Annotated in this window: 9 protein-coding genes; all 9 read left to right on the top strand. The window is 35.3% G+C overall.

The window, feature by feature from the left end; all coding sequences use genetic code 11:
* Positions 1 to 84 precede the first annotated feature (84 nt).
* The 9 genes from ruvB to sprA all read left to right on the top strand — a co-directional run bounded on the left by ruvB (position 85) and on the right by sprA (position 15,648).
* On the top strand, positions 85 to 1,107 hold the full coding sequence (gene ruvB, locus BLT84_RS01975) for a Holliday junction branch migration DNA helicase RuvB (RefSeq protein ID WP_034888499.1): 1,023 nt from the start codon (positions 85 to 87) through the stop codon (positions 1,105 to 1,107).
* 148 nt (positions 1,108 to 1,255) lie between these two features.
* Positions 1,256 to 1,930, top strand: coding sequence for a hypothetical protein (locus BLT84_RS01970; protein ID WP_231929414.1), 675 nt, complete (start codon positions 1,256 to 1,258; stop codon positions 1,928 to 1,930).
* A gap of 81 nt (positions 1,931 to 2,011) precedes the next feature.
* Positions 2,012 to 3,343: a cytochrome P450 gene (locus tag BLT84_RS01965; RefSeq protein WP_091262511.1), complete on the top strand. Its 1,332-nt coding sequence runs from the start codon at positions 2,012 to 2,014 to the stop codon at positions 3,341 to 3,343.
* Between the two features lie 4 nt (positions 3,344 to 3,347).
* Positions 3,348 to 4,271: a tRNA epoxyqueuosine(34) reductase QueG gene (gene queG, locus BLT84_RS01960; protein WP_091262509.1), complete on the top strand. Its 924-nt coding sequence runs from the start codon at positions 3,348 to 3,350 to the stop codon at positions 4,269 to 4,271.
* 68 nt (positions 4,272 to 4,339) lie between these two features.
* Complete coding sequence (locus BLT84_RS01955; RefSeq protein ID WP_034888508.1) at positions 4,340 to 4,834, top strand: RNA polymerase sigma factor; 495 nt, start codon at positions 4,340 to 4,342, stop codon at positions 4,832 to 4,834.
* The gene (locus BLT84_RS01950) at positions 4,818 to 5,432 is read left to right on the top strand and encodes a hypothetical protein (protein ID WP_091262507.1); all 615 of its coding nucleotides are present in this window, start codon (positions 4,818 to 4,820) and stop codon (positions 5,430 to 5,432) included. The genes BLT84_RS01955 and BLT84_RS01950 overlap by 17 nt, the downstream gene beginning before the upstream one ends.
* A 107-nt stretch (positions 5,433 to 5,539) precedes the next feature.
* Positions 5,540 to 7,822, top strand: coding sequence for an NADP-dependent malic enzyme (locus BLT84_RS01945; RefSeq protein ID WP_034888512.1), 2,283 nt, complete (start codon positions 5,540 to 5,542; stop codon positions 7,820 to 7,822).
* Positions 7,823 to 7,909: 87 nt separating this feature from the next.
* Positions 7,910 to 8,494 carry a Holliday junction branch migration protein RuvA gene (gene ruvA, locus BLT84_RS01940; RefSeq protein ID WP_091262505.1) on the top strand — a complete coding sequence of 195 codons (585 nt, stop codon included), beginning with the start codon at positions 7,910 to 7,912 and terminating at the stop codon, positions 8,492 to 8,494.
* A gap of 17 nt (positions 8,495 to 8,511) precedes the next feature.
* Positions 8,512 to 15,648 carry a cell surface protein SprA gene (gene sprA, locus BLT84_RS01935; protein WP_091262503.1) on the top strand — a complete coding sequence of 2,379 codons (7,137 nt, stop codon included), beginning with the start codon at positions 8,512 to 8,514 and terminating at the stop codon, positions 15,646 to 15,648.
* Positions 15,649 to 15,699: the final 51 nt, after the last annotated feature.

Genomic DNA, 15,699 nt, shown 5'->3' with positions numbered 1-15,699 from the left:
ATAAAAGCCTTTTCATTTTGAAGAGGCTTTTTTCTTTTATCTTTGTTAGCATCTCATTTTAGATATTAAAATATACCACATTGTATGAACGAGAATCTGGACGCATCAGGAGATAATTTTTCTTCAGAAGAGTTTGATATTGAAAGAGCTTTAAGGCCTTTAAGTTTTGATGATTTTGCTGGTCAGGATCAAGTATTGGAGAATCTTAAGATCTTTGTTGAAGCTGCAAATCAGCGTGGTGAAGCTTTAGATCATACCTTATTTCATGGTCCTCCGGGACTTGGTAAGACAACTCTAGCCCATATTTTAGCCAATGAATTGCAAGTTGGGATAAAAGTTACCTCAGGTCCTGTTATAGACAAACCAGGAGATCTTGCAGGGTTACTTACCAATCTTGAAGAAAGAGATGTTCTATTTATAGACGAGATCCATAGATTAAGTCCTATAGTAGAAGAATATCTATACTCTGCGATGGAAGATTATAAGATAGACATCATGATCGAAAGTGGGCCTAACGCAAGGACAGTTCAGATAAACCTGAATCCATTTACCTTAATTGGAGCTACCACAAGATCTGGCTTGCTTACTGCTCCTATGAGAGCAAGATTTGGTATTTCTAGTAGACTTCAGTATTACACTACAGAATTGCTTTCTACCATTTTAGAACGTAGCGCAGAGATCTTAAGAGTGCCAATAACTATGGACGCAGCCATAGAGATTGCGGGTAGAAGTAGGGGCACACCAAGAATTGCGAACGCACTACTAAGGAGAGTTCGTGATTTCGCTCAGATTAAAGGCAATGGAAAGATTGATATGGAGATCTCTAAATTCAGCTTAAAAGCATTGAATGTAGATGCTCATGGATTAGATGAAATGGATAATAAAATATTAACCACCATTATAGATAAATTTAAAGGAGGGCCGGTGGGTATTACTACTCTTGCAACTGCGGTTAGTGAGAATGCTGAAACTATTGAGGAAGTTTATGAGCCTTTTCTCATTCAGCAAGGATTTATCTTTAGAACACCACGCGGTAGGGAAGTAACAGAAGCTGCTTATAGACATTTAGGCAGGATAAAAGGAGCTACTCAAGGTGGCTTGTTTTAATGGTTGTATAGAACCTGTACATCTTTATTATATAAATGATAAACCTTCTATGTTTAACTTCAATTGAAATTTGGCATTATATTAATAGTTAGTTGATTTTAAATGGTTATTCTTAGGAAAAGATTGTAAATCTATCAACAAGAAATTAATGATGAAGACGAAATACATAATAAATATAGCGAACGTTCAGACTGTAGATGAGATTCGAGAATATTGGAGTAATGAAGATTATATTTCTTTACTAGATAAATTTAATTATCCAGACGCCCAAGATTCGAAACCTGAAAATTTGAGAGAATTGCTCTTCATGGCAATTACAGATTTTGAACCATCTGAAGCTGCAAAGGTAGTTTTAGAGTATAAATTGGGTGATCAGTTATCTGATGGTCAGATCGAGCAGATTTCAAACGACATGTTAATGGATACGGTTTGTGAAGAGTATCCAGATATGGACCTACAGGCTCCATTGTTTCATATTACACAATTATTATTTAAAGCATATAACGGTAAGTTTCCAAGTTCTAGTGCTACAATTATAAACTGCTCCATAACATCAGCAGATACTAAAGATTCGAGCCTTACTAAGGAGGAGATCTTAAGATTGTTTAATGATGGTTTGTCTGATAGAAATATCGTTAAGAGATTGTTTGCAGATCAAATGGAAGGGAAGGTTGCGTTTCCGGAAGCAGAAGATATCATTTGGGAACTCAAGAACTCAGGAAAAGATCAATATCAACTTACTACTTCAGGGAATCTGATAAAGAAAGAAGAAATTATTGCTTCAAATTGGGAGAGTGCTATAGAAGAAGTGGAAGAAAATTAATATTTAGCAGATTCTTACTCGAAATATCAATTAGTTGAACCAGCTCATAGCTTTAAATTAACTGTTAAATATAGTATTGTAATGAATAAAAGGAACATCCCCAAGGTTTCATTTTTAGAGTTCTTAAAACATGCTTCCAATATTCTTAAGAATCCGTTGCCTTTTCATCACAGTAATTTTGAGAAGCATGGAGATACATTTAGATTGATTATAGGTCCCGGAAAATCTGTAATTTTTTCTAGAGATGCCTATCTGGCGGAATATGTACTTCAAAAAAATCAAAAAAATTATACAAAGTCTCCTATTCAAACCAAAGATCTGGTAAAATATGTAGGGAGAGGATTGCTTACTGCAGAGGGAGATCATTGGAAAAAGCAACGAAAATTGATACAGCCTGCCTTTCATAAAAAGCAGCTCACTTTACTATTGGAGAGTATTCACAAAGCGATACTTACAGAACTGGATAAGATCCAAATCGATAAGGATGTTGATATATTTCCAGTTTTTAATGATCTTGCTTTTCAGACAGTTGTCAAATCTTTGTTTAGCAGTGCAGTTGGAGATAAAGACATTGCTAGGCTACAATTTATCACAGAAGCAGCCCAGAAAATGTTAGTGAGAGAACTGCGTCAACCTTTCTTGAGTTTATGGTTTAAGTATGGAGGTGAAATTAAAAAGCACACAGATCTTACAGATGAAGCAAGAGTGATCCTTAAAAAGCTGGTAAAAGCCAGAAAAGAAAGCGGTATAAGAGAGAACGATCTTTTAGATATGCTGTTAGATGCACGCTATGAGGATGGTAATGAAATGGATGAAGAACAATTAATAGATGAGATCTTGATATTGTTTACTGCTGGTCATGAAACTACTTCTAATGCGCTCACTTTTGCTGCAGAGTTGTTAGCTAGAAATCCAGAATCTCAACAGAAGATCTATGAGGAGAGTTTGAAGGCTAAGCAAGAAACTCATACATTAATGGAATTTATTCAGGCTTGTAGTTATACCAAGAAGGTTATCGAGGAGACTATGCGATTATATCCTCCGGCTTATTTTATAGATAGGATAAATTTAGAAGATGATTCTTTTGAAGGCTTGGAAATACCTAAAGGTTCCAATTTGCTATTCTCTTTTCACGAGATCCATAAGCACAAAGAGCATTGGGAAAATCCGGAGAAATTTGATCCTGAAAGATTTTCAGATTCAGATCCATATTTGCACACACCGTATTACGCACCTTTTGGAGCAGGTCCAAGGAAATGTATTGGAAACAACTTTGCTATGTTTGAAATGATACTTGCAGTCTCAGAGATGGTAAGCAATTACAAAATAGAACCAAAAACAACACCTATAGAAATTTTACCTCTCATAACTTTAAAGCCTAAAAATGCTATTTTGAAGTTTCAAAAGCGATAGCTAAATGTTGCAAAAATCTAAATATTCAGAATTGATAAAAACCGAAGCGAAACGCCTCGGTTTTATGTCTTGTGGTATTTCCAAAGCAGAATTTTTAGAAGAAGAGGCTCCAAGATTGGAAACTTGGCTTCAAAAGAATATGCATGGTGAAATGAGTTACATGGAAAATCATTTTGATAAGCGGTTAGATCCAACAAAACTGGTAGAAGGATCAAAAAGTGTGATCTCTTTATTGCTTAATTATTATCCTTCAGAATTTCAGCGAGAGGATACTTATAAGATCAGTAAATATGCCTTTGGTACAGATTATCATTTTGTAATAAAAGATAAGCTCAAAAATCTACTCAAGTACATTCAGGATGAAATTGGAGAGGTAGATGGAAGAGCTTTTGTTGATTCAGCTCCGGTATTAGATAAAGCATGGGCAGCAAGAAGCGGGTTAGGCTGGATAGGAAAGAATGCTAATCTCTTAACAAAGCAAGTAGGTTCTTTTTATTTTATAGCTGAACTTATTGTAGATCTCGAGCTGGAATATGACACTCCGGTTACAGACCACTGTGGAAGTTGTACTGCTTGTATAGATGCATGCCCAACGCAGGCCATAGTAGAACCCTATAAAGTAGATGGCAGTAAATGTATTTCCTACTTTACCATAGAATTGAAAAATGAATTACCAAATTCCTATAAAGATCAATTTAACGATTGGATGTTTGGATGTGATGTTTGCCAAGATGTTTGTCCATGGAATAAATTTTCACAACCTCATAACGAACCATTATTCAATCCGAATCTACGGTTATTAGATAATTCTAAGAAAGACTGGGAAGAACTTACCAAAGAAACTTTCAATGAAATTTTTAAAAAATCTGCAGTAAAAAGAACCAAGTTTGAAGGTCTTAGAAGGAATATTGATTTCTTGAAAAAGTAAGATTTTAATTTTTATGTACACAACTGTAATAAACTCAACTTTTTATAACTAATCTATTAAAAGAAGGTTTGAGTAAAGATTTCTATACACAGTTCATTTTGCCTTATGCCGGAATAATCATTAAGATATGTCGTGCATATACGGATACCGAAGAAGATTTTCAGGATTACTACCAAGAAGTTTGTCTTCAGCTATGGAAAAGTCGGGAGAATTTTAAGGGTGATTCCAAATGGTCTACTTGGGTTTACCGAATTTCTTTAAATGTTTCACTTTCCCTGCTTAAGAAGGATAAGAAAGTAAATAAGAAAAGTGTGGAACTAAAAGATCTTGCTACTGTTACACCTAATGATCTGAATCCCTTCAATGACGAATCTCTTAAACTTCTTTACATAGCTATAAAAAAGCTTTCAGAACTAGACAGAGCGATCATACTGCTTTACTTAGAAGAAAATTCATACCAAGAAATAGCAGAAATAATAGGTTTATCGCCCAATAACATCGGAGTTAAAATCACTAGAATTAAGAAAAAATTAAAAACACTACTTGATGGAAAGATCTATTGAAAATATATGGAAAGAAGGTTTTGAATCTGATAAAAGTTTAAAATCACCTTTAGTTAAGGATCTCTATACGAAAAAATCCAAGCTGATAATTGATAAGATCAAGTCCGCATCTAAATGGGATAACCTTAGTCTTATTCCAATGGCTCTAGTTCTATTTGGATTATTTGTTTTTTTAGGTAAGATGCTACTAGGGTTTTATTTAGGAGCTTTACTGATTTTATTATTCTTTCTGAATAAAAAAATGTTGAAGAAAGTGGACGGATTTAATTCAAGCGCGAACACCTATTTGTATTTAATAAATTATGATACACAGTTAAAAGCTATTCAGAGGTTTTATACCAAATTATTAGCAATAGGGCTGCCTATACTTATTATTCCGGCTTATTGGTTGTATTTTCAAGGTACACCTTTAATATCTGGTTTTATGGGCGCAGATATGTCTTTTCAAATTCTTATAGTAGTAGCTATTGCGCTTCTATTGTCTGGTTTAGGAGTGCTCAGTTATAAATTAAGTACTCATGTAGTCTATGGTAAATTAATTAAACGAATTGAGGCAATTATTCATGATATGGAGGAGCTAGAGAAATTGGATATTTAAGAGTTGACCTAATTTCTTGATAAATATTAGGTGTAAAGTATTTGATATTTATATACCTGAAAAAAGTAAAGCTTGTTACCTTTGTTTCTCAGCCACAAAATTAGATTATGAGTAAGGATAGTAAAAGACGAGAGGCACTGGTTTATCACGCCAAACCAAAACCGGGAAAAATTGAAGTAGTTCCCACCAAAAAATATGCAACCCAACGAGATCTTTCTTTGGCTTATTCTCCAGGTGTTGCAGTACCATGTTTGGAGATAGAAAAAGATAAAGAAAATGCTTATAAATATACCGCTAAAGGAAATTTAGTAGCTGTTATTTCAAACGGAACAGCAGTTCTTGGATTAGGAGATATTGGTCCATTAGCATCTAAACCTGTAATGGAAGGAAAGGGACTTTTGTTCAAGATCTTTGCAGATATAGATGTTTTTGATATTGAGGTAGATACTAAAGATGTAGAATCTTTTATAGCAACTGTTAAGAATATTGCTCCAACCTTTGGAGGCATCAATTTAGAAGATATTAAAGCTCCGGAAGCTTTTGAGATAGAAAGAAGATTAAAAGAAGAATTGGATATTCCGGTGATGCATGATGATCAGCACGGTACTGCTATCATTTCTGCCGCAGCTCTTATAAATGCCTTAGAACTTGCTAAGAAAAAAATAGAAAAGGTTAAAATAGTAATTAGTGGAGCCGGAGCAGCTGCTGTTTCCTGTACTAAACTGTACAAAGCCTTTGGTGCGAAGTCTGAGAATATCGTAATGTTAGATAGTAAAGGTGTGATTCGTGCAGATAGAACTAATCTTTCTGTTGAAAAATTAGAATTTGCAACTAAAAGAAAAATAGATACGCTAACAGAGGCTATGAAAGATGCCGATGTTTTTGTAGGACTTTCGGTTAAAGATATTGTAACTCCAGCTATGCTAAAGACCATGGCTAAAAGGCCCATTGTTTTTGCAATGGCAAATCCAGATCCAGAGATTGAATATAATCTTGCTGTTGCTACACGTAAAGATCTTATAATGGCAACAGGAAGAAGTGATCATCCTAATCAGGTAAATAATGTTCTTGGATTTCCATATATCTTTAGGGGAGCTTTAGATGTTAGAGCCACAAAGATCAATGAAGCTATGAAAATGGCGGCAGTAAAAGCATTGGCAGCTATGGCAAAAGAGCCTGTGCCGGAGCAAGTGAACATTGCTTATAACGAAACCAAACTTAATTTTGGTCCGGAATATATCATTCCGAAACCTTTTGATCCTCGATTGATAGCTAAAGTTCCTCCTGCAGTAGCAAGAGCAGCAATGGAAAGTGGAGTGGCGAAAAGTCCTATTCTAGATTGGGAGCGTTATGAAGACGAGCTACTGGAAAGAATGGGGAATGATAATAAGGTTTCCAGGTTGTTGATGAACCGAGCAAAATCTCAACCTAAAATGGTGGTTTTTGCAGAAGCAGATCACTTGGATGTACTTAAAGCAGCCCAAATTGTTCATGAGGAGGGAATTGCGGTACCTATACTTTTAGGTAGCAAAGAGGTTATTATAGAATTGATGAATGAAATAGATTTTGATCATGACAATATTTTAATTGTAGATCCAAAATCAGATGAAGAAAAAGAGAGACGAAATTCTTATGCAGATGTATACTGGAAAGCACGATATAGAAATGGCGTTACCAAATATGATGCTCAGAAGTTAATGCGCCAACGGGATTATTTCGCAGCAATGATGGTGAATGTTGGAGATGCAGATGCGCTCCTTTCTGGGTATTCTAGAGCTTATCCAACAGTGGTAAAACCTATGTTAGAGCTTATTGGGATGGCTAAAGGTATAGATAGAGTTGCAGCAACCAACCTTATGAATACTTCTAGGGGGCCTTTATTTATAAGCGATACTTCTATAAACATAGATCCTTCTGCCAAAGATCTAGCTAAGATCGCTCAGATGACCGCTAAAACGGTAAAATTATTTGGTATGGAGCCGGTTATAGGAATGATCTCTTATGCCAATTTTGGGTCTTCCAAACATGAGAGAGCTCAAAAAGTTAAGACCGCTGTAAAGTATTTACATAGAGCTTTTCCAGATCTAAAAGTAGATGGTGAGATACAGGTAGACTTTGCACTTAATAGAGAAATGCTAGAAAGTAAGTTTCCATTCTCTAAATTGGTGGGTAAAAAAGTAAATACTTTGATCTTTCCAAACTTAGAATCTGCAAATGGAACTTACAAGCTTATTAAAGAGTTGAATAAAACAGACTCTATAGGACCTATTATGATGGGGATGAACAAGCCGGTTCACATCCTTCAATTAGGTGCTAGTGTTGAAGAAATTGTAAATATGGCTGCCATTGCAGTTATTGATGCTCAGGAAAAGCAAAAGCGCAGTAAATAAGCTATTTAAGCTTTTTTCTGAATTTTGATATTTTCTTGGAGCTCCGTATTATTTTAGTACATTTGGATACTAACATTTTATCCATACATGATTCATCATTTAAAGGGGCAATTGATAGAGAAAAATCCCACCCATGTTGTAATAGACTGCAACGGGGTGGGATATTTTGTACATATATCCTTACATACATTTTCACTTCTAAATAGCGCTTCAGAAGCTATTAGCATATATACTCATTTACAAGTAAAAGAAGATTCACAGACTCTATTTGGGTTTATGGAAAAATCTGAACGAGAATTGTTTAGATTATTGATCTCTGTATCTGGGATTGGTGCTAGTATAGCAAGAACTATGTTATCTTCTTTGGAGCCTAAAAATATTATGGACGCTATTGCATCTGGGGATGCAGCAACCATACAAAGTATAAAAGGAATAGGTGCAAAAACTGCTCAACGAGTTATTTTAGATCTAAAAGACAAGGTGTTAAAAGTGTTTGGAGAAGGAGAAGTTTTCATTTCTCAGAGCAATACCAACAAAGAAGAAGCGTTATCTGCTTTAGAAACTTTAGGTTTTGCTCGAAAACCAGCCGAGAAAGTTGTAGACAAAATAATGAAAGAAACCACAGACCCTACGGTGGAGACGATCATCAAATTAGCCTTAAAGAATTTATAATTTCATTTTGATTAAAATTGAGGAATAATTACCTGAACTTGCATCATTTTTATCTGCTTGGCGCCTTCTTGTTTCTTGCGTTTCCTCTTCATTTATATGCTCAGGAGCCAGAAGTTGCACAAGATTCTACCAGAACCGGTTATGTTCGTGGTACTTTAAATCTGCCTAATCCTGCCAATATTTCTTCCGGGTATGAATATGATCCTGTGCTGGATAGATATATCTATACAGAAAAATTAGGGGCTTATAATCTTTCCATTCCATTAGTGCTAACTCCAGATGAGTATCAGCAATTAGTAATTCAGGAAGAGATACGAGACTATTTTAAGCAGAAGAACAATGCTATTGCCCAAAATAGAGATGCAGATCCAGATGCGCAACGAGATGCGTTACCAAGTTATTATGTAAACTCAGGTTTTTTTGAAAGTATTTTTGGAGGAAGAGAGATAGAAGTAGTGCCTCAGGGTAGTGTAGCCATGGATCTTGGTTTACTGTACACCAAGCAAGATAATCCTGCTTTCTCACCAAGAAACAGAAGCAATCTTACCTTCGATTTTGATCAAAGAATTCAGTTGAGTTTATTGGGTAAGGTTGGAACCAGGCTACAGGTTCTTGCAAATTATGATACTGAGTCTACCTTCGATTTTCAAAATCAGCTGAAATTGGAATACACTCCAAATGAAGATGATATCATTCAAAAGATAGAAGTAGGAAACGTAAATATGCCTTTAAACAGCGCGTTAATTCAAGGTGCTCAAAGTCTGTTTGGTTTCAAAACTGAATTGCAATTTGGAAAGACTAGGATTACCGGAGTTTTTTCTGAACAAAAATCAGAAAGAAGAACAGTGAATGTTGAAGGTGGAGCTACTATTGAAGAGTTCGAGAAATTTGCAATAGATTACGATCAGGACAGGCACTTTTTTTTAGCTCATTATTTTAGAGATAACTATGATAGATCTTTGGAGAATTATCCATTTATAAACAACAATATTCAAATTCAGAGAATACAGGTATGGGTAACAAACCGAACCAATAATGTTCAGAATTTAAATGACACCAGAAATATTGTAGGTATTCAGGATCTTGGGGAAACAAACATTCCTGGGAATATTGGATTGGAAAATCTTCCGGGAGGGTTCTTTAATAAACCTGCTGGAGCATTTCCAAATAACTCTAACAACGATCTTAACCCTTTTGGAATTAATGGGGCTGCAGAATCTATTTTAAATTCGGCGATTAGAGAGATCTCAACTGTGCAAAGTGGTTTTGGTAGCTTAATAGTTTCAGAAGGTACAGATTATGCCAAATTGGAAAATGCCAGACAACTTCAACCAAATGAATATACTATTGATAAACGTCTGGGGTATATCTCGCTTAATCAAAAATTAAGCAATGATGAGGTTTTAGCAGTTGCTTATCAATACACTGTAAATGGCCAGGTCTATCAGGTTGGAGAATTTGCAAATGATGGAGTAGATGCTAATACGCAGGCAGATGCCAATGGTGCAAGGATAAATCAAAACCTGGTAGTAAAGCTTTTAAAGAGTACGGTTACCAATGTAAAGGAACCAATATGGGATTTGATGATGAAGAACATCTATAGTCTTGGGGCTTTTAATCTTGAGAATGACGATTTCAGATTAAATATTCTTTACACAGATCCACAACCGCAAAACTATATTTCTCCGGTAAATGGAGCACCGTTGCCAGAAGATGTAGATCAAACAACCTTATTAAGAGTATTCAATTTAGATAATTTAAATACTAATAATGATCCTGTAAATGGAGGAGATGGTTTCTTTGATTATGTGCCAGGGATTACAATTAATCCTAGAAATGGATTGGCAATATTTACCACGGTAGAACCTTTTGGAGAGTACCTTTTTAATAAATTAGACAATACGCCTAACAGTGGTGGAGAAGATTATAACCTTCCGGAGACATACAATCCCAACCAGGCAGAGTATGTGTTTAGATCATTATATAGAACAACTAAGATCCAGGCAGAGCAAGAAGGAGCAGACAAGAATAAGTTTCAGTTAAAAGGACGTTATAAGTCTTCTGAGGTTGAAGGAATTCCTATTGGTTTTAATTTGCCACAAGGTTCTGTAACGGTAACGGCTGGAGGTAGGATATTACAAGAAGGTGTAGATTATGTAGTGAATTATCAGTTGGGTAGAGTTCAGATCCTAGATGATGCGTTGTTAGCTTCTAATATTCCTATTCAGGTTTCTACAGAGAATAACGCATTATTCGGTCAGCAATCCAAAAGATTTACAGGAATTAATGTAGAGCATCAATTCAATGAAAATTTATTGGTAGGAGGAACGTTCTTAAATTTAAGAGAACGGCCTCTAACACAAAAAGCCAATTACAGTTATGAGCCAGTTAATAATAGTATTTATGGACTAAATGCTGCATATAGTACAGAGGTACCATTCTTAACAAGATTGGTAAATAAGTTACCTAATATAGATACCGATGTTCCTTCTAATTTCTCTATTCGTGGAGAGTTTGCATACTTGCAACCGGGAGCACCAAATGTTAATGATTTTGATCAAAAAGCTACTACTTACATAGACGATTTTGAGGCATCTCAAACCTCAATTTCTATCAACAACCCATTAAGTTGGGAGCTTTCTAGTGTGCCATTAGAATTTGGAGGTAATCTTGCTAATGGAGATCTGGCTTCGGGATATAAGAGAGCGAAAATGTCTTGGTACACCATAGATCCTGTTTTTTACAGCAGTCGAAGACCAGATGGAATAACAGATGTAGACCTTTCAAGCTATGCTTCTAGAAGAGTTTTCTTAAATGAGATCTTTCCAAATACCGATGTTATTCAGGGGCAACCGCAAGTTATCTATACGATGGATCTTGCCTATTTCCCAACGGAGCGTGGGCCTTATAACTTTAGACCAGCAGCAGCAAATAGCAATACCCTAGATAACCCAAAAGGGAACTTTGGAGGTATTTCTAAAGCCTTGAATTCTACCAATTTTGAACAATCTAACGTTGAGTTTATAGAATTCTGGATGATGGATCCATTTATATATTCTGAAAATGCTACCAATTCTGGAGGTACTATCACTTTTAACTTAGGTAATATTTCTGAAGATGTTTTAAAAGACGGAAGAAAGCAATATGAAAATGGATTACCAGCAAATGGTGGAGATCAGGATGTGGTTACTACAGATTTTGGTAGAGTTCCTGCAGACCAATCTTTAATATATGCTTTTGATACGCAAGGGCAAGAAAGAACTAATCAAGATGTAGGTTTTGATGGTTTGGATGATACAGGAGAGGCCTTGAGATTTCCAAATTTCGCCAGTTTACCAGATCCAGCTGCAGATAATTATCAGTATTTTTTAAATAGTACGGGAAGTATTATAGATAGATATAGAAATTACAACGGAACAGATGGGGATTCACCACCAAATTTAGGAGACACAGATCGCGGGAATACTACACTGCCTACTACAGAAGATTTGAATAGAGATAACACGATGAATACCATCAACAGTTATTTTAAATATGATGTTCGCGTATTTCCTGGAATGAATATAGACAACAGCCCTTATATTACAGATGTTAAAGAAGTGACTGCACCTTTACCAAATGGGCAGGATCTTCCGGTGAGATGGGTTCAGTTTAAGGTGCCAATCTTTAAACCTACAGATGCTGTAGGAGGAATTGCAGATTTTAGATCTATCAGATTTATGAGATTGTTACTTTCAGATTTCAATCAAAAGACCATCTTGCGTTTTGGTACTATGGATTTAGTGCGAGGAGATTATAGAAGATATAATCAGAGCTTAGATGAAGAAAATCTTAATCAACCTGTAAATGATGAGGGTACTCTTTTTGAAGTTTCCTCTGTAAATATCGAAGAAAATGAAAATAGAGAGCCTGTTCCTTATGTATTGCCTCCGGGAGTGCAAAGAGAAGAGCTTTTTAGTAACAATACCAATATAAGACAGAACGAGCAATCGCTATCGCTAAGAACATGTGGGCTTGAGGCCCAGGATGCTAGAGCGGTGTATAAGAATTTTCAAATAGACATGCGTCAATACAAAAATTTGGAAATGTTTCTGCATGCAGAATCTTTGGTGAATGAAATTGCTTTAAAAGACGGGCAATTAGTTGCATTTATTAGAATGGGAACAGATTTTACCGATAACTATTATCAAATTGAAATTCCTTTAGCGGCAACTCGATTTGGAGCTAATCAAGATTCTGAGATCTGGCCGGAAGACAATAGATTAGAACTTTCTTTAGAATTATTACAACAAGTAAAAACCACCGTTTTAGGAAATCCTATTTATAGACCTACAGAAGTAAATTACTTTAATGAAGACCTAAGTTCTGTAGAAGCAAATGATCCTTATCAAATGGGAGAACTTAGAATTGGTATAAAGGGAAACCCAAGCTTTGGAAATGTAAGACTATTAATGTTAGGAGTTAAAAATGGTTCTCCAAATACAAGTGCAACAGACCTTTGTGGTGAAGTGTGGTTCAATGAGCTTAGACTTTCTGAGTTAGATAACAAAGGTGGATGGGCAGGTATCATTAATATGGATGCTAATATTGCAGATTTTGCAACTATTTCTGCTACCGGAAAAAGAAGTACTATAGGTTTTGGGACTTTGGATCAAGGTCCAAATCAGCGTAGTAGAGAAGATCTCCAGCAATATGATGTTGTTACCAATATTAACGTTGGGCAGGTATTGCCTCAACAGTGGGGAGTAAGAATTCCTTTTAACTATAGTCGAGGAGAAGAATTGATTACTCCAAAGTACGATCAGGAATTTCTTGATCTGGAACTAGATGCAAGACTGGATGGTATTACAGATGCAGATGAAAGAAAAAAGGTAAAAGAACAATCTCAATATTACACAAAACGAGAAAGTGTAAATGTGATTGGTCTTCGAAAAGATCGTGTAGGTGAAAAAAAGCCTATGCCTTATGATATTGAGAATTTTACAGTTTCAACTTCTTATAATCAGGTAGATCATAGAGATTTTGAAGTAGAAGAATCTTTGAGTCAGAATGTGAGAGCGGGTGCAACTTACGATTACAGCTTTGCTCCATGGCAATTAGAACCTTTAAAAAATGTGAAAGCACTAGATAGCAGCGATTATTATGCAGTTTTTAGAGATTTCAATATCAATCCGCTGCCAAGTAATATTTCCTTTGGTTCTAATATCATAAGACAATATAACGAGCAGAAGTTTAGAGAACTCAGTTTAGATAACAATGATATAGGTATCCCAACTTTATATCAAAGAAATTATATGTTCGATTGGCAATATCGTGTAAATTACAACCTAACAAGATCTTTACAATTCAGTTTTAATGCTACCAATAACAGGATCATTAGAAATTATATAGATGAAGATAACAATGTAGATAACAGTGTAGACGTTTGGGATGGCTTTTTTAATATAGGAACCCCTAACCAGCATTTCCAGACTTTACAGGTTAATTACGAGCTGCCATTTGCTAAGATCCCTGTGCTAAGATTTGTAAAAGCTACCTATTCTTATACAGCAGATTTTCAATGGCAACGTGGATCTCAGATCTTTGATGATCTAGAAGGCATTCCAGATCTTGGAAATTCTGTTCAGAATTCTAACGTACATCAAATTAATGCTAGTTTGAATATGCCAGATCTTTATAAATATTTTGATCTTACGCCTAGAACCTCTAAAACTGCTAGTATAAAAGATAGAAACTCTGGAGTTCCAACCTTAGATGGTAAAAAATCTAATGTTAAGAAAGAGCCGGAGACAAGAAAGAGTGATAGATCTTATAATACTTTTATAGGATTGGTTACGGCCATTAAAAGATTGCAGGTTAATTATAGAAAGAATGAAGGTATTTATATACCAGGATATACGCCAAGTGTTGGTTTTATGGGAACGCTTATGCCAACTACTGGTTTTACGCTGGGTTCTCAGGCAGATGTTAGATACTTGGCAGCACGAAAAGGTTGGCTTACTATGTACCAGGAGTTCAATCAACAATATACTGCTGTTAAGAATACTCAATTAGACCTTCAAAGTTCCATCAGCTTTATACCAGATCTTACAATAGATCTTAGTGCTAATAGAATTTATTCAGAAAGTTATTCTGAAAATTATCAGGTAGACCCTGTAAGTTTTCAGTATAGATCTTTGAATCCTTACACCTATGGGAATTTTAATATTTCAACTATCCTTATAGGTTCTGCTTTTGATAGTAATACTGAAGATTTTTCTGAAACCTTTCAAACCTTTAGAGACAACAGAATATCAGTAGCAAAAAGACTTGCAGCGCAGAATGGAGCAAATCCTAATGATGTAGATGAAGAGGGGTATCCTATAGGTTATGGTAAGACCAATCAGGCAGTACTACTACCTGCATTTATTGCTGCATATTCCGGTCAAAATGCATCGAGTGTTAAATTGGGTGCTTTTAGAAGTTTTCCATTACCAAACTGGGATATAAAATATACCGGACTAATGCGAGTAGATTGGTTTAAAAAGAATTTCAGAAGATTCTCATTAAATCATGGCTATAAGGCGGGTTATACTATCAATCAATTTCAAACTAATTTAGATTATAACAATTCCAACCCTTTAGAACTAAATCAAGCTGGAGATTATAAGAATAAAACCCTATTCGCCAATGTAAACCTTACAGAAATGTTTAGTCCCCTAGTTAAATTAGATATGGAAACTACCAATGCTATTCGAATTTTGGCAGAGGTTAGGAAAGACAGAGCATTATCCTTAAGTTTTGATAATAACCTGCTCACAGAGATTAAGGGAAATGAATATATTTTAGGTTTAGGGTATAGAATAAAAGATCTAAAGATCTCTACTAAAATAGGAGGTAAGAATAGGTTATTGAGCAGTGACCTTAATTTTAAAGCAGATGTATCTTACAGAAAGAACATTAATATAATTAGATATTTAGATCTGGATAATAATCAAGTTGTTGCAGGACAAGACATTTGGGCAGTGAACTTTAAGACAGATTATGCACTTTCCAAGAACCTAACAGCGCTATTTTATTACGAACATACCTTTTCTGAATACGCAGTATCTACAGCTTTTCCTCAAACCACTATTAGGTCTGGGATCACCCTTAGATATAATTTCGGAAATTAATTAAATGCTCTTTGAACAGACATAATAAAAAATTAACTTTGTCATCTTATA

Source organism: Gillisia sp. Hel1_33_143 (genome assembly GCF_900104765.1).
Taxonomy (GTDB): domain Bacteria; phylum Bacteroidota; class Bacteroidia; order Flavobacteriales; family Flavobacteriaceae; genus Gillisia.
The sequence above is the reverse complement of the archived record's forward strand: the minus strand, read 5'-3'. Positions and strand labels throughout refer to the sequence as shown.